Annotated in this window: 15 protein-coding genes and 1 tRNA gene; 6 read left to right on the top strand and 10 right to left on the bottom strand. The window is 72.0% G+C overall.

Annotated features, from left to right (window positions below; all coding sequences use genetic code 11):
- Positions 1 to 138 precede the first annotated feature (138 nt).
- Complete coding sequence (locus tag ACGFNN_RS01845; protein WP_393551926.1) at positions 139 to 2,067, bottom strand: GTPase; 1,929 nt, start codon at positions 2,065 to 2,067, stop codon at positions 139 to 141.
- Positions 2,064 to 3,707 (bottom strand): dynamin family protein, encoded by a 1,644-nt coding sequence (locus ACGFNN_RS01840; protein WP_393551924.1) that lies wholly within the window; start codon positions 3,705 to 3,707, stop codon positions 2,064 to 2,066. The genes ACGFNN_RS01845 and ACGFNN_RS01840 overlap by 4 nt, the downstream gene beginning before the upstream one ends.
- Positions 3,708 to 4,025: 318 nt before the next feature.
- Between ACGFNN_RS01840 and ACGFNN_RS01835 the strand changes: the two genes are divergently transcribed.
- A tRNA-Arg gene (locus tag ACGFNN_RS01835) sits at positions 4,026 to 4,098 on the top strand.
- 463 nt (positions 4,099 to 4,561) lie between these two features.
- Complete coding sequence (locus ACGFNN_RS01830; RefSeq protein WP_393551922.1) at positions 4,562 to 4,693, top strand: hypothetical protein; 132 nt, start codon at positions 4,562 to 4,564, stop codon at positions 4,691 to 4,693.
- A gap of 76 nt (positions 4,694 to 4,769) precedes the next feature.
- Here ACGFNN_RS01830 and ACGFNN_RS01825 read toward each other — a convergent pair whose 3' ends face one another.
- Positions 4,770 to 5,507 carry a TetR/AcrR family transcriptional regulator gene (locus tag ACGFNN_RS01825; protein WP_393551920.1) on the bottom strand — a complete coding sequence of 246 codons (738 nt, stop codon included), beginning with the start codon at positions 5,505 to 5,507 and terminating at the stop codon, positions 4,770 to 4,772.
- A 121-nt stretch (positions 5,508 to 5,628) separates the two neighbouring features.
- Between ACGFNN_RS01825 and ACGFNN_RS01820 the strand changes: the two genes are divergently transcribed.
- Positions 5,629 to 6,489 carry an SDR family oxidoreductase gene (locus tag ACGFNN_RS01820; RefSeq protein ID WP_393551918.1) on the top strand — a complete coding sequence of 287 codons (861 nt, stop codon included), beginning with the start codon at positions 5,629 to 5,631 and terminating at the stop codon, positions 6,487 to 6,489.
- Between the two features lie 27 nt (positions 6,490 to 6,516).
- Here the strand turns inward: ACGFNN_RS01820 and manD are convergent, their stop codons facing one another.
- Entirely contained in the window at positions 6,517 to 7,731 is a 1,215-nt protein-coding gene (gene manD, locus ACGFNN_RS01815; RefSeq protein ID WP_393551916.1) for a D-mannonate dehydratase ManD, read from the bottom strand.
- Between the two features lie 300 nt (positions 7,732 to 8,031).
- Here manD and ACGFNN_RS01810 point away from each other — a divergent pair, with 300 nt between their 5' ends.
- Positions 8,032 to 9,615, top strand: coding sequence for a subtype B tannase (locus ACGFNN_RS01810; protein ID WP_393552884.1), 1,584 nt, complete (start codon positions 8,032 to 8,034; stop codon positions 9,613 to 9,615).
- 83 nt (positions 9,616 to 9,698) lie between these two features.
- Here the strand turns inward: ACGFNN_RS01810 and ACGFNN_RS01805 are convergent, their stop codons facing one another.
- The 6 genes from ACGFNN_RS01805 to ACGFNN_RS01780 all read right to left on the bottom strand — a co-directional run bounded on the left by ACGFNN_RS01805 (position 9,699) and on the right by ACGFNN_RS01780 (position 15,491).
- Positions 9,699 to 11,018 (bottom strand): MFS transporter, encoded by a 1,320-nt coding sequence (locus ACGFNN_RS01805; RefSeq protein ID WP_393551915.1) that lies wholly within the window; start codon positions 11,016 to 11,018, stop codon positions 9,699 to 9,701.
- A gap of 257 nt (positions 11,019 to 11,275) precedes the next feature.
- Positions 11,276 to 12,226, bottom strand: coding sequence for a catechol 2,3-dioxygenase (locus ACGFNN_RS01800; RefSeq protein ID WP_393551913.1), 951 nt, complete (start codon positions 12,224 to 12,226; stop codon positions 11,276 to 11,278).
- Positions 12,223 to 13,308, bottom strand: a complete 1,086-nt coding sequence (locus ACGFNN_RS01795) for a 4-oxalomesaconate tautomerase (protein WP_393551911.1) — start codon at positions 13,306 to 13,308, stop codon at positions 12,223 to 12,225. Before ACGFNN_RS01795 ends, ACGFNN_RS01800 begins: the two co-directional genes overlap by 4 nt.
- Before the next feature lie 23 nt (positions 13,309 to 13,331).
- The gene (locus tag ACGFNN_RS01790) at positions 13,332 to 14,039 is read right to left on the bottom strand and encodes a 4-carboxy-4-hydroxy-2-oxoadipate aldolase/oxaloacetate decarboxylase (protein ID WP_393551909.1); all 708 of its coding nucleotides are present in this window, start codon (positions 14,037 to 14,039) and stop codon (positions 13,332 to 13,334) included.
- Positions 14,039 to 14,791, bottom strand: coding sequence for a PIG-L deacetylase family protein (locus ACGFNN_RS01785; RefSeq protein ID WP_393551907.1), 753 nt, complete (start codon positions 14,789 to 14,791; stop codon positions 14,039 to 14,041). Before ACGFNN_RS01785 ends, ACGFNN_RS01790 begins: the two co-directional genes overlap by 1 nt.
- Before the next feature lie 46 nt (positions 14,792 to 14,837).
- A complete protein-coding gene (locus tag ACGFNN_RS01780) occupies positions 14,838 to 15,491 on the bottom strand; it encodes a GntR family transcriptional regulator (protein WP_393551906.1) in 654 nt (217 codons plus the stop codon).
- A gap of 257 nt (positions 15,492 to 15,748) precedes the next feature.
- Between ACGFNN_RS01780 and ACGFNN_RS01775 the strand changes: the two genes are divergently transcribed.
- Both ACGFNN_RS01775 and ACGFNN_RS01770 read left to right on the top strand, forming a co-directional pair.
- The gene (locus tag ACGFNN_RS01775; RefSeq protein WP_393551904.1) at positions 15,749 to 17,047 is read left to right on the top strand and encodes a phosphoribosyltransferase family protein; all 1,299 of its coding nucleotides are present in this window, start codon (positions 15,749 to 15,751) and stop codon (positions 17,045 to 17,047) included.
- A 70-nt stretch (positions 17,048 to 17,117) separates the two neighbouring features.
- Positions 17,118 to 17,684, top strand: coding sequence for a GNAT family N-acetyltransferase (locus tag ACGFNN_RS01770; protein ID WP_393551902.1), 567 nt, complete (start codon positions 17,118 to 17,120; stop codon positions 17,682 to 17,684).
- The last annotated feature ends 308 nt before the right edge of the window (positions 17,685 to 17,992 follow it).

The raw sequence follows: 17,992 nt of genomic DNA, 5'->3' as shown, positions 1-17,992 counted from the left end.
CCCACGATGTTCCCTCGCCGTCCGGCCGCCGTCGGCCGAGCACCGGTACGGCGTGATCTCAGGCGGTCCGGTTCGTCCGTCCGATCCCCCCGCACACCATGCTGGGCGGAAATCGGGAATCACGCGGGGCCCTGTGGATTACCGGCCGGTTGTGGAGAACTCCGTCACCGCCACGTACCGCTCCCGGACCTCGCGGTAGCGAGCGAGTTCGGCCGCGACGGGGTCGAGGACCCTGGCCCTTCCGCAGCCCGCCGCGGCCTCGCGGAGCCGGCGTTCCGCCTCCTGCCCGTACCGGCGGGCGGGCCCCCGGGCCGCCGCCGCGCACGCCCACTCGACGAGGGGACCACCGACGACCCCGGCGAGCATGAGCAGGGCGGGGGTGAGCAGGCCGGGTTCGAGCACGCCGACGATCTGGCCGAGCAGCCACAGTCCTCCGAAGATCTGGAGCAGCGTCATCGAGGCCTGCGCGAGGACGGCCGCCGGCCACCAGGCCGGACGCGGCGGCTTGGCGGCACGGCCGCCCTTGGCCTTCGCGGCGCGCTTGTCCGGGGCTGCCGGCCCGCGGGTGCCCGTGGCCGCCACGGCGCCCTTGCCGCCCGTCGGCGGGGTGGACCCGGCATCTCCACGGCTCCGGCCTGTGCCATGGGCCTGCGCGTTCCTCGACAGCTCGTCCAGCGCCTCGGGCAGGCCTTCGGCTCCGTTCACCGCGGCCTCGCGGACGGCCAGCGCCCACGGTGCCGGGAGCCCTTCCGCCGCGTCGTCCGCCAGCTTCCGGACCGCCTGCTCCACCCGTTGCCGGGCCGTGAGTTCCTCCTCCGGCGGAATGAGCACCTGGGCCATCAGGTCGAGACCGCCGCCCAGTTGACGGGTGGACTCGTACCAGCGCCACAGCCGCAGCCAGGGCGTCCCGCAGGCCCGCCCCGCGTTCCTGCGCCACTCGCGTTCCGCCGCCTCGCCGGCCGCGGTCGCGCCGACGGCCTCGGCGAGCCGGCCGGTGAACTCCTCGCGGGACCGCTCCCCCAGCCCCGGGCGTCCTTCGGTGACGTAGACAGGGCGCAGGCGCGCGGCGGCCGCGTCCACGTCGGCGGAGAGCCGGCGTGCGGCCGCCGTGCGCGCCTGGACGAAGGCGCCCAGCAGCTCGCGCAGGTCGCCCACCCCCGCGCCGGTGAGTGCGGACAGGGACATGACCGTGGCACCGGGCTCGCCGTGCTCCCCCACGGCCATGCCGTCCTCGTCGAGCAATCTGCGCAGGTCGTCCAGGACCAGGTCGGCGGCCTCGCCGGGGAGCCGGTCGATCTGGTTGAGAACCACGAAGGAGATCTCGGCGTGTCCGGCGAGCGGTCGCAGATAGCGCTCGTGCAGCGCCGCGTCGGCGTACTTCTCCGGATCGACGACCCAGATCACCGCGTCGACCAGGGCGAGTACCCGGTCGACCTGTTCACGATGGCCGGTCGCCGCCGAGTCGTGGTCGGGAAGGTCCACGAGGACGAGCCCTTGCAGCGCCTCGTCCGTCGGGGTGCCCTGCTGGACGGGCCTGCGCCGCAGCCGTCCCGGGATGGCCAGCCGGTCCAGGAGCCCGGCGGCTCCGTCTGTCCAGCTGCAGGCGATGGGGGCCGAGGTGGTCGGCCTGCGCAGCCCGGTGTCGGAGATCTGGACGCCCGCGAGCGCGTTGAAGAGAGTGGACTTCCCGCTCCCGGTGGCCCCGGCGATGGCGACGACCGTGTGGCGCGAGGAGAGCCGCTGGCGGGCGGACGCCTCGTCGAGGACCCGGCCCGCCTCGGCGAGCGTGTCCGCGTCCAGGCGGGCGCGGGAGAGACCCACCAGTTCGCGCAGGGCGTCCAGGCGGGGACGCAGCGGGCTTCCGGGCAGGCCGTACGCCTCGACCTCGGGCCCGGCCTCCGCGTCCCCGGGGCGCTCGCGCTCGGCGGCCTTCTTGCCCGCGTCGGTGGCGCGGCGGGCGATCAGCCCGTCGTCCCAGCCGCGCCCGCCGCCCTGCCCGGGATCCTCGGCACCCTCGGGCTCCGGCGCCATTCCGTGGTCCCGGCCCTGGTCAGTGACGGCAGTCATCGCTGCCACCTCTCCTTCTGCAGTACGGACAGTGCCGCGATGAGCTCGGCCTGCGGCTCCGGGGCGACTTCGAGCGCGTCCAGCGGGGCGAGCCTCCGGTCGCGTTCGCCGTGCATGACCTGGTCGAGGCATTCGGTGAGCAGTGCCCCGCCCTTGTCCCGGAGCCTCAGCGCCCCCTGGGCGCCGATCCGTTCGGCCAGCTGCTCCCCCGCGCCCCTGGCGCGGCGTCCGCCGAGGAGGGCCGCCGCGAGGAGCGCGGCGACCGTCTCCGCGTCGGGGGCCGCGTTGCGTTCGAGGAGCCGCGCCTCCTCCTCGGCCAGTTCCTCGAGGACCCGCCGCCAGCGCCGCACGGCCATGCCGATCCGGCCCTGGATGTCCTCGGCCGGCCCCCATCCCCCGTCCTCACGGCCGGCGCCCTCGAACCGAAAGTTCCCGGCGGCGGGTTCGCGCTGCCAGGTGGCGCGGATCCTTTCGTCGGACGCGGCGACCGCGCACTGCAGCAGGGCGGCCAGGCTCTCCACGAGGGCGTCGAGCAGCTCTCCGGCGGTGCTGTAGAGCGGGTATCCGCGCCAGCGGGTACGGGCGCCGCCCGCGAGCACGGCGCCGTCGCGGAGCCGCCGCCGTACCCGGGACAGCTCCGTGCCGTAGGCGTCCTCGACCACTCCGGTGAGCCGGACCGCCGCGGCGTACTGCGCGGCCACGGCGGCGGCGAGTTCGGGCATCCGCACGTTGAGCGAGTCGATGACCCCGGACGCCGTACGCCCCACGGCCTGCTGACGGGCGGCCGGATCCTGCGCGCGATGGGTGAGCCATGCCTTCAGAGGTGTGACGGCGGTGGTCGGCAGCAGCCCGCTGCCGCCCCCGGCGGACTCCGGCAGTTCCGGGATGGTGAACCGGGGCACCTCGCCCAGCCCGGCCCGGGTGAGCAGCGCGGCGTACTGCCGGGAGACCTCGGCGATCACCTGGTGCGGCACCCGGTCGAGGACGGTGACCAGCGAGACGTCGTACTCCTTGGCAGTGCGCAGCAGATGCCACGGCACAGCGTCGGCGTAGCGCGAGGCGGTGGTCACCATGACCCACACGTCGGCGGCGCAGATGAGTTCGGCGGCCAGGACCCGGTTGCCCACGACGAGCGAGTCGATGTCCGGGGCGTCCAGGAGGGCGAGACCCCGGGGCAGGGTCGCCGCGGTCTCCACCCTCAGCACGGTGTCGTCGCGTTCCCCTTCGGCGCCGAGGTGATCGAGGCCGTCGGGGTCCTGGCTCTGCCCCGGCGGCAGCCATACGCGGGTGAGCTGGGGCAGCACCCTGGCTCCGGCGAACCAGTGGTGGTCGTCCGGGTGGCACACGAGAACGGGGGTCCTGGTGGTGGGCCGCAGCACACCGGCCTCGCTGACCCGGCACCCCACCAGCGAGTTGACGAGGGTCGACTTGCCGGCGCCGGTGGATCCCCCGATCACCGCGAGCAGCGGCGCGTCGGGGTCCCTCAGCCGGGGCACGAGGTAGTCGTCGAGCTGGGCGAGCAGTTCGGTCCGCGTCTGCCGGGCGCGCGGTGCGCCGGGGAGCGGAAGTGGAAGACGCACGGCAGCGACACGGTCGCGCAGGGCGGAAAGTGCGTCGATGAGCTGGGGCCGTACATCCATGGTTACCACATGTGAAGAATGCCCAATTTTGGCGCCTTTTTGAAGCGTATGGGCCCTCTCTGCGCGGCGAATCCACCCCGGGGACAGAGCGGACGAGTGGGGCGCAGGCATAACGAGTGCACAACACCCGGGGCGTGAGGCGCCAAAAGCGATGCATGAATCGCACCTACCTGCGATTATCGGTTCGCTTCACCGAACCTCCACATCGTGCCACGCAGGTGAAGCAACCGGGACGAGGCGATCGGAGCCCTATCCTTGTCCCGGCAACGTCGCGGACGGCCTGAACCAGCGCCATCCGGGACACCAGGCCGGCACCCGGCCCCCGTAGCTCAGCGGATAGAGCAGGCGCCTTCTAAGCGCTTGGCCGCAGGTTCGAGTCCTGCCGGGGGCGCACATCGCGCACCACCCTGAGGCCCTCCGTCCCGGAGGGCCTTTTCGCTGGTCAGGGGCACGTTAGCGGGCGGCGCGTAGCGGGGACGTAAGCGCCGGACCGGCCCCGTGCGAGCACGAGGGCGGTCCGGTATCGACGTCTTCGGTGACGGCGTGCCCCCGCGATCACGCGGGCCGGGGAACCGCGCAGGCAGCCCGTACGAGCCCACCCGGGCTCCCTGGACGGACGATCGCACGAACACATCCCCCCGGGACCCGTGGCTTGACGAACAGCGGCGTCCCCCGACCCACGGCGACTCGCTCCAACCGCAGCCCTCAAGAATCGGCAGCACAGGTCGGCGCCGGGACTCACGAAGCCTCAGAAGTTGCTCAAGGCTTCTCATCGCGAGTGCCGTCGAACTGACGGTCGTGGCATGGTCATCCCACGTTGCGGCAGGACTTCACGCTCGTGGACGGACGCGCACGTGAACGAGACGGGGGCCAACATGATCGGAACACTGGGACTGGGCGAGAAGATCGTCATTGCCCTCGCGGCGGTGACAGCCATCGGACTGATCGCCGTCGCGATCCGCAGGCTCGGCACGTCGAAGCGGTAGAGGCCGCAATCTCACCCCGGCGCGAGCGGACTCGCGAGACATGGCGTCGGCCGGCGGCCCTTGACATGACGTGAGGTCAGCCGGTCGGCGCACTTCCGTCCGCGGCCAGGCGGTCCAGCCATTCGCGCAGCAGGCGCTGTTCGGCGTCGCTCAGGGGCACCGCCTCGCCGGAGACGTCGAAGAGTGCGGCCCGCAGCGCGCGGGCCGCCGGGGCGGGGCCGGACTCGGTGGCGGAGAGGGTCGGTTCGCTACGGGTGACGGCGGCGACCATGGACTCGCGCAGGATGCCCAGCAGCGCCGGATCGCGGCGTTCCGCCGGGGTGGAGCGCCAGGCGATGACCGCGCCCCGGCCGGTGGCCTGGATGATCTGGGCCGCCAGTTCCTCGTCGACCCGCAACCACCCGCCTGCCGCCAGTCGGCGAACCCTGCCGTGGAGGATGTCCAGGCCCGCGCGGTGCGCCGTGTCCGCCCCCCGACCGGACGCCCTGTTCATCACCTCGAACAGTTCGGGGCGCGAGACCCCGAACTCCACCACCATGTCCCAGCCGCGACGTAGCTCCGCCACCGGATCCTCCGGAGCAGGGTCGAGCTGCGCGCGCTTGCTCTCCAGGAACCGCGCGTAGCCGTACTCGGCCACCGCCTCCAGGAGTCCGTCCTTGTCGCCGAAATGGCGGTAGATCGCCGGCGGCTGCACCCCGGCGGCCGCGGCGACCGCGCGGGTGCTCACCGCCGCCGCCCCTCCTTGCTCCAGCAGTTCGACGGCCGCTTCGACGATGCGGCGGCGGGGCGAGTCGGGGGTCTCACGTGGCGGCATGAATCGATGATATCGGAATGATGATTCCATCGTTAGTTCCAGTGTTACCGTTGAAGTGATTCCAATGGAAACACCCGCTGGAAGCAATGGAAGCTTCACTGGAAACATCCGGGAGTACTTCATGATCATCGTGACCGGAGCCACCGGAAAGCTCGGCCGCCGTACGGTCGAGCGCCTTCTGGAGCGCGTTCCCGCCGACCGGGTCGGCGTCAGCGTGCGGGACCCGCGCAAGGCGCGGGACCTCGCGGACCGCGGTGTCCGCGTCCGGCAGGGCAGCTTCGACGACCCCGCCTCGCTCGTGCACGCCTTCGAGGGTGCCGAGCAGCTGCTTCTCGTCTCTCTCGACCGTGTGGGCGAGGAGTGCGTCGCCGGGCACCGCACCGCCGTCGACGCGGCGGTGAAGGCGGGCGTCGGCCGCGTCCTCTACACCAGTCAGATGGGCGCCGCCCACGACTCCCGCTTCCAGGCGTGCCGCGACCACGCCGTCACGGAGGAGATGCTGCGTTCCTCGGGGCTGCCGTGGACCGCCCTGCGCAACGGCTTCTACGCGGCCAGTGCCCTGCAGTTCCTGGAGCCCTCGCGCCACACGGGCGACATCGCCCTCCCCGCCGACGGTCCCGTCGCATGGACCGGCCATGACGATCTCGCCGAGGCCACCGCGGTGATCCTCACGGAGGAGGGCCGGTTCGAGGGGCCCACCCCGCCGCTGACCGGAACGGCGGCCCTCGACTTCGACGCCGTCGCCGGGATCGCTTCCCTGGCGACAGGGCGCCCCTTCACCCGTACCGTCGTCCCCGATGGCGCCTTCCGCGAGCAGTTCCTGGCACACGGCGCCCCCGCCCCGGCCGCCGACCTGGTGCTGAGCATCTTCGCGGCGGCCCGGCACGGCGAGTTCACCGCTGTGGATCCCACGCTGGCCGGGCTCATCGGGCGGGAGCCCGCCGGTTTCCGCGAGCTGCTGGAGGAAGCCTGGGCGCGGTAGTGCCCCGGACCGCGGCGCGGGGAACGGTCACCAGTCGTGGACGGTGCCGTCCTGGAGCCGGTTGACCGGGAGGTAGGCCGCTTCGTACGGGTGGGCCGCGGCGAGCTCCTCGTCCAGCTCCACGCCGATGCCCGCAGCCTCGCCCGGGTGCAGGTGCCCGTCCGTGAAGGTGTACGCGTGCCGGAACACCTCGTCGGTGAGAGCCGAGTGGCCGGAGTACTCCTGGATCCCGAAGTTGTGGACGGCGAGGTCGAGATGGATCGCCGCGGCCATGCCGACCGGGGAGATGTCCTCGGGGCCGTGCACCGCGCTCTTGATCTGGTAGAGACCGGCGAGGTCGAAGAGTTTGCGCAGCGGGGTGACGCCTCCGAAGTGGGTGACGGCGGAGCGCACGTAGTCGATCAACTGCTCGGTGATCAGGGTCTGGTAGTCCTGGACGCTGTTGAAGACCTCGCCGATGGCCAGCGGGGTGGTGGTGTGGCGGCGGACGAGGCGCAGGGCCTCCTGGTTCTCCGCCGGGGTGCAGTCCTCCAGCCAGAAGGGCCGGTAGGGCTCCAGGTCCTTGCCGAGCCGGGCCGCCTGGATCGGGGTGAGGCGGTGGTGGGCGTCGTGGAGCAGGGGCAGTTCGTCACCGAACTCGGCGCGGACCGCCTCGAACACCGACGGGATGTGGCGCAGATAGGCGTCGGTGTCCCAGTCCTCGACCAAGGGCCTGGCCTGCTGGTGGAGGACGGGCGCGCCCTCGTCGTCGGTGCTGTGGACTCCGTAGACGGCCTTCAGGCCGGGGATGCCCGTCTGGATGCGGACGGCGGGGTAGCCCTGGGCGAGCCTGGCCCGTACGGAGTCGAGGAGTTCGGGTATGTCGCGGCCGTTGGCGTGGCCGTAGGTGCGTACGCGTTCCCGGCTCGCCCCACCCAGGAGCTGGTAGAGCGGGAGCCCGGCGGCCTTGGCCTTGATGTCCCAGAGCGCCACGTCCACGGCGGCGATCGCGGCCATGGTCACGGGGCCGCGGCGCCAGTAGGCGCCTCGGTACAGGTACTGCCAGGTGTCCTCGATCCGGTGCGGGTCGAGGCCGGTGAGGAGGGGCGCGATGTGGTCGGTGAGGTAGCCGGCGACGGCGAGTTCACGTCCGTTGAGCGTGGCGTCGCCGAGGCCGGTGAGGCCGTCGTCGGTCGTCAGCTTCAGGGTGACGAAGTTGCGGCCGGGGCTCGTGATGACGACCTTCGCGTCGACGATCTTCATGCGTGTGCGCTCATTCCGGTGAGGTGGGAACGGAAGGACCTGGGGGACCTTGGGCGGTGCCCGTCGGGCGATTCTGTCCGAGGCGGGCCGCGTCGGGCCACGGAGGTCCGGCGGCCCCGCGCGGAGGCGGGGCCGGCGGCGGGAGCTGAGGGTGTCCTGAGAATGTGATCAATATTGTTGACAATCTCTTGGGCACTTGGTGCGGTGAGTGCCGAGGGGCCGCCCCGGGCGTCCCCCTGGAATCGCAGGAGATTTGATTTGAAGCACAGGGCCATCAAGCGCAGGAACATCGTGATCGGAATGGGCACGGCTGCGGGGGCCGCGGTGGTCGGCGGTGCCGCAGTCGGCGCGCAGGCGACGCCGGGCGGCACGTCACGGTCCGCGAAGGATCTCGGCTCGCTCGCGTTCGACCCGGGCGCGTACACCGAGCTGACCACGACCGTCACCACCCGGACCGGCGAGAAGGAGGTGAAGTACCGCTTCTGGAAGGCGGTCACCTACGTGGCCCACCCGGTCGACGTGAAATACCAGAGCCTGAACGTCAGTGTGCCCGTGGAGATCGACGGCACGGCGGTGGACGCGTCGGACGCCCCCATCCTGCTGGCCAACTCGATCGGCGGCTACATGCCGTCGTCGGTGGCGGACGCGGACGGCGTCGGGGCCGGCGGCCCGCCCATGGGCGGAGGGGCTCCCGGGGGCAGCGGAGGGCCAGGAGCAACCGCCGACCCCGCCCCGGGCGCCGGCGGCGAGACCAACGAGACCGGCGGAGCGCTCAGTTCCAACCAGCTCCTCGCCGTCGCCGCCGGCTATGTGGTCGTCGAACCCGGCGCCCGCGGCCGTACGCTGACGAACGCCCGGGGCGAGTACTACGGCACCGCACCCGCCGTGATCGTCGACCTGAAGGCGGCCGTGCGCTACGTGCGCGCCAACAAGGGCCGGATCCCGGGTGACACCGATCGCATCGTCTCGGCGGGCACCAGCGCGGGCGGGGCGCTCTCCGCCCTGCTCGGCGCCTCCGGGGACAGCCGGCTCTACGACTCGTACCTGAGGGAACTGGGCGCCGCCGACGCGTCGGACGCCGTCTTCGCGGTGGGGGCCTGGTGCCCGATCACCGACCTGGAGCACGCCGACGGGGCGTACGAGTGGAACTGGGGAACCAGCCCGCTGAAGGGCGGCGAGCAGGCCGACCGCAAGGTGTCCGAGGAGCTGCGCTCGCAGTTCGCCGAGTACCAGGCCCGGTTGAAGCTGCGGGGCCTCGGCGGCTTCGGCCCGCTGAACTCCCGCAATTACGACGACTATCTGCTCAAGCAGTACATGCGTCCGTCGGCGACGACGTATCTGAAGGGCCTGTCCGCCGCCGACCGTGAGGCATACCTGGCCGACAACCCCTTCATCACCTGGCGCGACGGCAGGGCGACGTTCACCTGGGAGGGCTTCGTCACGCATGTCGGCGCCCGGAAGAAGGACGCTCCCGCCTTCGACGCCTTCAACCTGTCGTCGGGCGAGAACAACGAGTTCGGTGCCGGTACGACCGGGTCCCGGCACTTCACCGCGTACGGCGCGAGGAACGACTCGACGGGACTGGAGAACAGGCGTGTGGCGGGCGACATCCCCGCCCTGCTCGACCTGATGAACCCGATGTACCACCTCGGGGAGGGGAACCCGGGCAGGTCCCGGTACTGGTGGATCCGGCTCGGGACCGACGACACCGACACCTCGCACGTCATCTCCGCGAACCTCGCGGCGAGCGCGTCCGGCCTCGGCGACGACGTGGACCACCTCTACTACTGGGACCAGGGGCACGGCGCCAACACGGACCCGGCCGACTTCATCGCCTGGATCGCCCGGGTGACGGGCCATGCGAAGAGGTCCGGCAGGCACTGAGGCCTGCCGGTCCTCAGCCAGCAGGCCGAAGAGGGCCGCTCCCGCGCGACAGGCGCGGGGGCGGCCCTCCGGGCGTCCTGAGGTCAGGCCGCCACGGCTGCCGTCGAGCGGGCCTTGATGGTGAGCGCGGCCAGCACCATCATCACCGCGCCGAACACCGCCGCGCAGGCGTACATCGTGAAGCCCAGGTCGGCGTTGCCCGCGGCGAGGAGCTGGCCGCCGGCCCAGGGGCCGAAGACGGCGCCGAAGCGGCCCATGCCGGCGACCCAGCCGAGGGCGGTCGGGCGGTCCTCGTCGTCGTGATGGGTGCCGACCGTCGCGTAGACCATGGTCTGGCCGGAGAAGAGCAGCAGCCCGGAGAAGAAGACCACGACGTACAGCAGCCCGACCGCCATCTCGACGCCCATGAGGTACACGAAGACCGCGGTGAGCGCGAACCAGGCGATGACGACCTTCCGGGGGCCGATCCGGTCGGCGGTGCGGCCGGCTATGAGCATGCCGCAGATGCCTCCGACGTTCAGGAACGTCGAGAAGAGGAGCGAGTCGCCGGTGTCGTAGCCGAGTTCGACCATGATCTTCGGAAGCCACTGGCCGACTCCGTAGACGAGCAGCAGGCCCGCGAAGGACGTCAGCCAGAAGCAGAGTGTGGTGGACCACTGGCCGCCGCGGAAGAGGTTCTTCACCGCGCCGAGCTTGTCGGTGCCGCGCCCCTCGGCCTCGGGCAGCTCGGTGCCGAAGTCGGCGGCGAGCTTCACGGCCTCGGCCCGACGGCCGCGGGTGAGCAGGTTGGTGGGCGACTCGGGGAGCAGCTTCACGGCGATCGGCAGCAGGATGAGGGCCGGTACGGCGGAGGCGATGAAGGCCGACCGCCAGCCGTGGTCCTCGACCAGCCACAGCGCGATCAGCGGGGCGAGCGCGCCGCCGGTCTGGTGCGCGGTCATGATGACACCGGTGGCGAGCGCCCGGCGGCCCCGGGAGGTGAACTCCATGCCGTAGGAGATGGCGATCGGCAGCAGGGCGCCGAGCCCGAAGCCGCACACGAGCCGGCAGAAGCCGAACTGGCCGGAGGTCTGGGACCATCCGGTGCCCAGCGTGGCGATGGTGAAGATCACGACGCTGACGAGGACGGTGCCCCGGCGGCCGATCCAGTTCGAGGCCATGCCCGACAGGATGGTGCCGACGAGCATGCCGAAGGTCGAGTAGCTGCCGATCGTGCCCGCGGAGGCGCTGGTGAGCCCGAGGCTCCCGCCGCCGAGCATGTGCGGCAGTACCGAGCCGTAGATGAAGGTGTCGATGCCGTCGAGAAGGACGAGCGCCCAGCACAGGGCGATCACGGCGTTGCGGCTTCTGCGGGTCGTCGCCCCGCTCGCCTGGGCGAGCGGGGAAGTGGCGGAGGAGGACATCGTTGTTTCCTCTCGAGCGGGACGGGGACGGGGACGGGGAAGGGCGGGACGAGGCCGGGCGAGGAGTCCCGGTCCCGGCGGCCGGTGCGGGGCGGAGCCGGTGCGGGATGCGGCTCGGTCGGCCGGCGTGGGGAGTGTCGTAGACGGTAGGAAGCCGACCCTCATACGTCAACACTTTTGTTGACAATCTAAGAAACATTTCGGCCCCGGGTGCCGCACGACGGTCGTACGGCTCACCCCGGGGCCGAAGGCGCAGGTCAGGCCACGGGGGGTGTGCCGTGGGTGTGGAAGGACTCGATGGTCCGCAGCCCCCATGCCTGGCCCTTGGCGCGCTCCGCCTCGGTCCAGGTGACGAGCGGCCAGTCAGGGGCGAGCACGAGCCGGGTGAGCGGGTTGCACAGCTCGATGCGGTTGCCGCCCGGCTCGTAGACGTAGAGGAAGAACGTCTGCTGGATGGCGTGCTTGTGCGGGCCGGTCTCGATGAACACGCCCGTGTCGATGGCAAGGTCGGCGGCCCGCAGGATGTCCTCGCGGGTGTCGGTCGCGAAGGCGATGTGGTGCAGGCGGCCCGTGCTGCCGGTCCAGTCGGACGTGTAGACCACGTCGTACGACTTGTCGGTGAAGGTCAGCCAGCGTGCGGCGATCTTCCCGGTGTCGAGGCGGATCTGCTCCGTGGGGCGCGCGCCCAGGACCTGTTGCTGGAACTCTGCGTTGGCGAGGACGTCGGCCGCGAGGAAGTTGACGTGGTCGAGCCGGCGGACACCGACCCCCCGGTCGGGCTTGGCCTGCGGCTGGTTCTTGAGGGCCGGCCTGAGGTGGTCGGGGGCCCGGTAGTACTCGCTCTCCCAGTAGAGGGCGTGCTCGTGACCGTCCGGGTCGGTGGTGACGTAGAGCTTGCCGAGACCGGGTTCGTCCTCGACCCACTCCCCCGCGCCTCCGGCCTCCTCCACGGCCTTCACACGCCGGTGGAGGGCCTCCTCGCCGGAGGTGCGCAGGGCGAGCCTGCCGAGCCCGGGCCGGTCGCGGGCGGTGAGCACGAGGCTGTGGTGTTCGTAGTCGTCGAACGTGCGCAGATAGACGGTGTCGCCGTCCCGGCCGTTGACGGTCAGGCCCAGGAAGTCGGTGAAGAAGGCGACCGAGGCGTCCAGGTCGGGGGTGAACAGCTGGGCGTGGCCGATGTGGGCGATGTCGCCGAGCGGCGGAGTCATCGTTGACCTCCTGTGGTCGATGGAGCGGGGCGGGGTGCCGTGCGCGGTGGCCGGGGGAAGACCGTGCCGTCGAAGATCTTGCGAGCGGTGCGGACCACGGCGGTGCGCAGCGCGCGGGGCAGGCCGTCGGCGGTGCGGCCGAGGCGGCTCTCGATGTCGGTGAATCCGGTGGGGTGCTCGATCCGGAGCCGGTCCCCTTCGGCGGGCGGCCGGGCGATCCGCTCGCCGACACCGCCGTGGACCCGGATCCCGGCCGCGACGCTCGCCGCGCCCAGGACCCCGATCGAGGTGTGGCAGCGGACCGGGATGAAGGTGCGTGTGGTGACGGCGCCGCCGTCGCGGGGCGGGGCGAGCAGGGTCACCTTGGGGACGGTGGCGGCCGACACGTCACCGAGGCCCATCAGCGCCCCCGCCCGCATCCGGATCTCGTGGACGCGCTCCAGGAGCTCGCTGTTCCCCTCCAGTTCGTGCGGGTCCTCGTAGCCGGTGACCTTCAGGTCCTCGGCGGCGACGAGGACGGTGGGCATGCCGTTGTCGACACAGGTGACGTCGGTGCCGGCGACCGTGTCGCGCGCCCTCCCCGTGGGCAGCAGCGCGCCGCCCCCCGGTGGGAACTCGATGACCACGGCCGCCGCCGATCCGGGTACCCCGGAGATCTGGGTGTCGCCGGTGGGGTCCACCCGGCCTCCGGGAGTCGGGAAGGTCGCCGTGGCGAGGTCGCCCGAGTTCACCATGTGGATGCGCACCGAGGTCCGCGTTCCCTGCGGAGCCACCAGGCCGCGCTCGACGGCGAAGGGGCCTACTCCGGCGAGGAGGTTGCCGCAGTTCTGACGGTCGGACACCTCCGCCTCGTCCACGCCGACCTGGAGGAAGAGGTAGTCGACGTCGGCGTCGGGTGACACCGACCGGGAGACCACGGCGACCTTGCTGGTCAGGGGGTGCGCGCCGCCGAGTCCGTCGATCTGCCGTGGATCGGGGCTGCCCATGACGCGGAGCAGCAGGCCGTCGCGGGCCCCGGCGTCGGCGGGAAGGTCCTCGGCCAGGAAGTACGCGCCCTTGGACGTGCCGCCACGCATCAGCATGCAGCGGATCCCCTCCGGCGCGCTCACGAGCCGGCCCCGGCGTGCTCCTCCTCGTACGTCCTGTACTCGACGCCGAGTCGCCGCAGCGTCTCCCGCAGGCCGTAGCGGTCGAGGCCGAGCTGCCCCTCCAGGAAGGCGGCCCGGGTCGCGGACTCCTTCTCCTGGCGGGCGCGTGACCTGTCGGCGGCGTCACGGGCGGTCTCGCGGGGGACGACCACCACACCGTCGTCGTCCGCGACGATCACGTCACCGGGTCTGACGGTCCGGCCGCCGATGACGACGGGCACGTTGACGCTGCCGCCCGTGGCCTTGACGGTGCCCTGCGCGGAGACGGCCGCGGACCATGCGGGGAAGCCCATGGCGCGCAGTTCGGCCGTGTCGCGGATGCCGGCGGCCGTGACGACGCCGCGCACCCCGCGCTGCCGCAGGGCCGTGGCGAACAGCTCGCCGAACATGCCGTCCGTGGAGGGTGACGTGGTGGCCACGACGAGGACGTCGCCCTCGCCGCACTGCTCGACGGCGGCATGGATCATCAGGTTGTCGCCGGGCCAGGACAGCACGGTGACGGCGGTCCCGGCGATGCGGGTGTCCCGCTGGTTCGGGCGCAGTTCGTGGCCGAGCAGCCCGGTGCGGCCCATGGCCTCGTGGATGGTGGCGACGCCGTATCCGGAGAGTTCCTCGACGTCTTCGGCCTCCGCCCTGGGCGGGCCGGTGACGATGACGCCGGGCATCAGGCGAGCTCCTTCGCGATCTGCGGGTAGGGGCGCATGTACGCCTCGGCCATGGTGCGGTGGGCGAGGCCGAGGTTCGGGCCGGCGTTCCGCTTGAGCTGGACGCCGCGGCGTACGGCGAGATCCGTGTAGTAGTCCCACAGGTGCTGCTGAGCGGCCAGGCACTCCATGGCCTTGCGCTTGACGTCCCAGACCTCGGTGATGTCGAGCAGCACCTCGGGCCGGAAGTTGCTCATCTCGGGCTGGTGGGGCTCGAAGTAGAAGACGGGCGGGGCTCCGATGATCTCGCCCTCGCCGGGATAGCCGATCGCCTGCGCGAGGACCCGGGCCTCCAGAGCCATGCGGTTGGCGGCCGGGTGGTCGCCGTTGTAGGGGTCGTCGACGGGGTGGGTGAGCACGACGTCGGGCTGTGTCTCGCGGTAGACGGTGACGAGCCGGTCGGTCAGCTCGGCCGTGGCGACGAGGGGGTAGTCGCCGGCGTCGAAGAAGCGCACCTCGGCGCCGAGTTCGGCGGCGGCGCGCTCCGCCTCGTCGCGGCGTATCGCCTTGATCTCGTCGAGCGCCTTCCCCTCCCGCCATGCCTTGGCGGACTCGCCGCGCTCGCCGAAGGTCAGGCACGCGATGGTGACCTTCTCGCCGCGCGAGGCGGCCAGCGCGACGGCGCCGCCCGCCCGCCACACGAAGTCCCCGGCATGCGCGGTGATCACCAGTGTCGAACGGGGTTCGGTGCTCACGCTGTTGCCGTTGGTCATGCTGCATCTCCTTGGTGACAGGTGCGCACCCGCCCCAGGAGCGCGGTCATTCGTCGCGCAGGGCGGCGATCACGCTGCTGAGGTGGGCACGGACGGCCGTACCGGCCGCTTGCGGGTCCCTGGCGCGGATCGCCTCGATCATCGCCAGGTGCTCACTCAGGGACTGCTGCGGACGCCCCGGACGCAGCGCCAACTGGAATCGGTGTCTGACCAGTTGGGCGTTGAGCCGCTCCAGAAGGCCCACGGCCGTCCGTTGGCCTGAGATGTCCCGGACCCGGGCGTGCAGGTCGTGGTTGAGCTCGGAGTACGTGACCGGATCGCCGTCGGCGACCGCCTTGGACATGGCTCTGCCCAGGTCGGCCAGCCCGTCGAGCTGGTCGTCGGTGGCGAGCTCGGCCGCCTTGGCCGCGCACAGCCCTTCGAGCGCCATCCGGCACTCCGTGATCTCCACGGCCTCCTCGACCGTGACCACCCGCACCCGCGACCCGCGATTGCGGATCCGCTCGACCAGCCCTTCCGAGGCGAGGTCGAGCAGAGCGGCGCGGATGCTGGCCCGGGTGACCTCGTACTGCTCGGCGAGCTCGTTCTCCACCAGCCGCTGCGCCGGTGCCATGTCGCCGCTCAGAATCGCTTGCCGCAGCCGTGCGAGCGCGTACTGCTTGGCCTGCTCTCCGGAGCCTGGACGGGCTTCCTTCGGCATCTGCCCTCCCTGAGTGAGTGCCTGTCGAAGCTAAATCTAGTCGACGAGATTGTCAACGATTTTGTTTTCACTTACGTTCCGGGCGGGACGGCGGCGCCCGGTGCGCCCGGCGCCGAAAGGGTCCGCCGGTTCCCTCCGTCCCGGGCGCCGCCCCGGGTTGCCGGTCACCCGGCCAGTGGGTTGTTTGGAGGGGTAGGGCGTACGGGGCCGCCCGGTACGCCGGCGTGACCTGTGCAGGTTCCTGGAGGCGAACCACAGTGCTGTTCACCGACCGTACGGACGCCGGACGACGCCTCGGCGAGGCCCTGCGGCACCTGGTGCCGCGCGACCCCGTGGTGCTCGGGCTGCCACGGGGCGGGGTACCCGTCGCGTACGAGGTGGCACGGGCCCTCGGTGCCCCGCTCGACGTGACCGTGGTCCGCAAACTCGGGGTCCCGTACCACCCCGAGCTGGGCTTCGGCGCCATCGGCGAAGGCGGGGTACGGGTGATCAGCGAGGACATCGTGCGCCACGCCGGCGTACGGGACGAGGACCGGGCGGCCGTGGAGCACGCCGAGGAGGCGGAGCTCCTGCGGCGGGCCCGGGCCTACCGGGAGGGCCGCGCCCGCCTCCCGCTGGCGGGGCGCGCGGTGGTCGTGGTGGACGACGGGATCGCCACCGGCGCCACCGCCGGGGCCGCCTGCCAGGTGGTGCGGGCGCAGGGCGCCTCGTACGTCGCACTCGCCGTGCCCGTCGCCCCGCCGGACGCGGTGGCCCGGCTGCGGGAGACGGTGGACGAGGTCGTCTGCCTGTCCACCCCGAGCCTCTTCTCCGCCGTGGGCGAGTGGTACCGGGACTTCTCCCAGACCTCCGACGAGGAGGTCATCACCCTGCTGGGCCGGGCCCCGGGAGGCGGTACGGCCGAGGCGGTCGAGGTCGACGCGGGCGGGGTCCCGCTCGCCGGGGACCTCACTCTGCCGCCGGGCGCGGAGGCGGTGGTGGTGTTCGCCCACGGCTCGGGCAGCAGCCGCCACAGCCCGCGCAACCGCTCGGTGGCCTCCGCCCTCAACGGCGCCGGGCTGGGCACCCTGCTGTTCGACCTGCTCACACCCGGCGAGGAGGTCTACCGCGCCAATGTCTTCGACATCGCGCTGCTCGCCGGACGCCTGGCGGACACGACCCGCTGGCTGCGCACCCGCGCCGCCCTCCCCGTGGGTGCCTTCGGGGCGAGCACGGGGGCCGCGGCGGCGCTGCGGGCCGCGGCCGCGACGGACTCGGAGATCCGCGCCGTCGTGTCCAGAGGAGGACGTCCCGACCTGGCCGGGGCGGACCTGTCCGGGGTGCGGGCACCGACCCTGCTGATCGTGGGCGGGGACGACACCACCGTGATCGATCTCAACCGCCAGGCGCAGGCCGCGCTCCACTGCGAGAACGAGCTGGAGATCGTCCCCGGCGCCACCCACCTGTTCGAGGAACCGGGCGCCCTGGACCGGGTGTCGGACCTCGCCCGAGCATGGTTCAGCGCGCATCTGCTCCACGGCGGGGCTGAATCCACCGTGAGACGGCGGGAGTTCTGACAGCGATGCACCGAGGCCCCCGGGCCACGCCCTATCCTGTCCCGGTCGTCCAGGAGCGGGGAGTGGTCCCATGCGGGTCGTACGGGTCGAGCGCGCGGATCTCCCCGCGTACACCGAGGGGATCCGGCGGGTCTACGCCGACACGTTCTCGGAACCTCCCTGGCACGAGGACCCGTCGGCCGGGGCGGAGTACACCGACCGGCTCGCCGACGACGCCGCACACCCGGGCTTCACCGCCGCACTGGCGCTCGACGGGGACGCCGTGGCCGGCTTCGCCACCGCCTGGACCACACCGGCCGTCTTCCCCGCCGAGCGCAGTTACGGGCAGGTCGCCGAGGCCCTGGGGCCGGAACGCGTCGAGGCCCTGCTGTGCGGGGCGGTCGAGGTCGACGAGCTGGCCGTCGCACCGACGGCGCGCGGCACGGGGACGGGCGCGAAGCTGCTGTCCGCGGTCACCGAGCACGCCCCGGACGGACGGTGCTGGCTGCTCACCTCGCTGCGCGCCGAGGCCACCATGCGCTTCTACGCGGGACGGGGCTGGCGCCGGGTCCCGGTGCCGGTCCCCGGCCGGGCGGGACTGGTCGTCCTCCTCGGGCCGGACCACCCGGGAGCCGCCGGACACACGTCGGCAGGGTGAGCCGGCCAGGACCGGCGCACGGCGCACGGGAGGCCGGACACGGCACCCGCACACATGATGGACCTGAATCGATGGACCTGAATCGATGGACGTGAATCGATTCAAGTGAGGCGAAAAGATAGCCCTCCCACCGGAGACTGTCAAGAAGGCCCGTTCAACCCCCTCTCCTGGCATGGATGCAGGCATGGGCACAGTTTGAATGCCCTCACCTTCCCGACCTCAACCCATTGACTGTGCCGACGATCCCCGTTTAGCTTCCCAGCAACCTGATTGAAACCTTTCACGGCGAGTGAGCGGCAGACCTGCCG

It is taken from the genome of Streptomyces sp. NPDC048590 (assembly GCF_043199535.1).
GTDB lineage: Bacteria > Actinomycetota > Actinomycetes > Streptomycetales > Streptomycetaceae > Streptomyces.
This window is presented reverse-complemented; position numbering and strand designations above follow the sequence as displayed.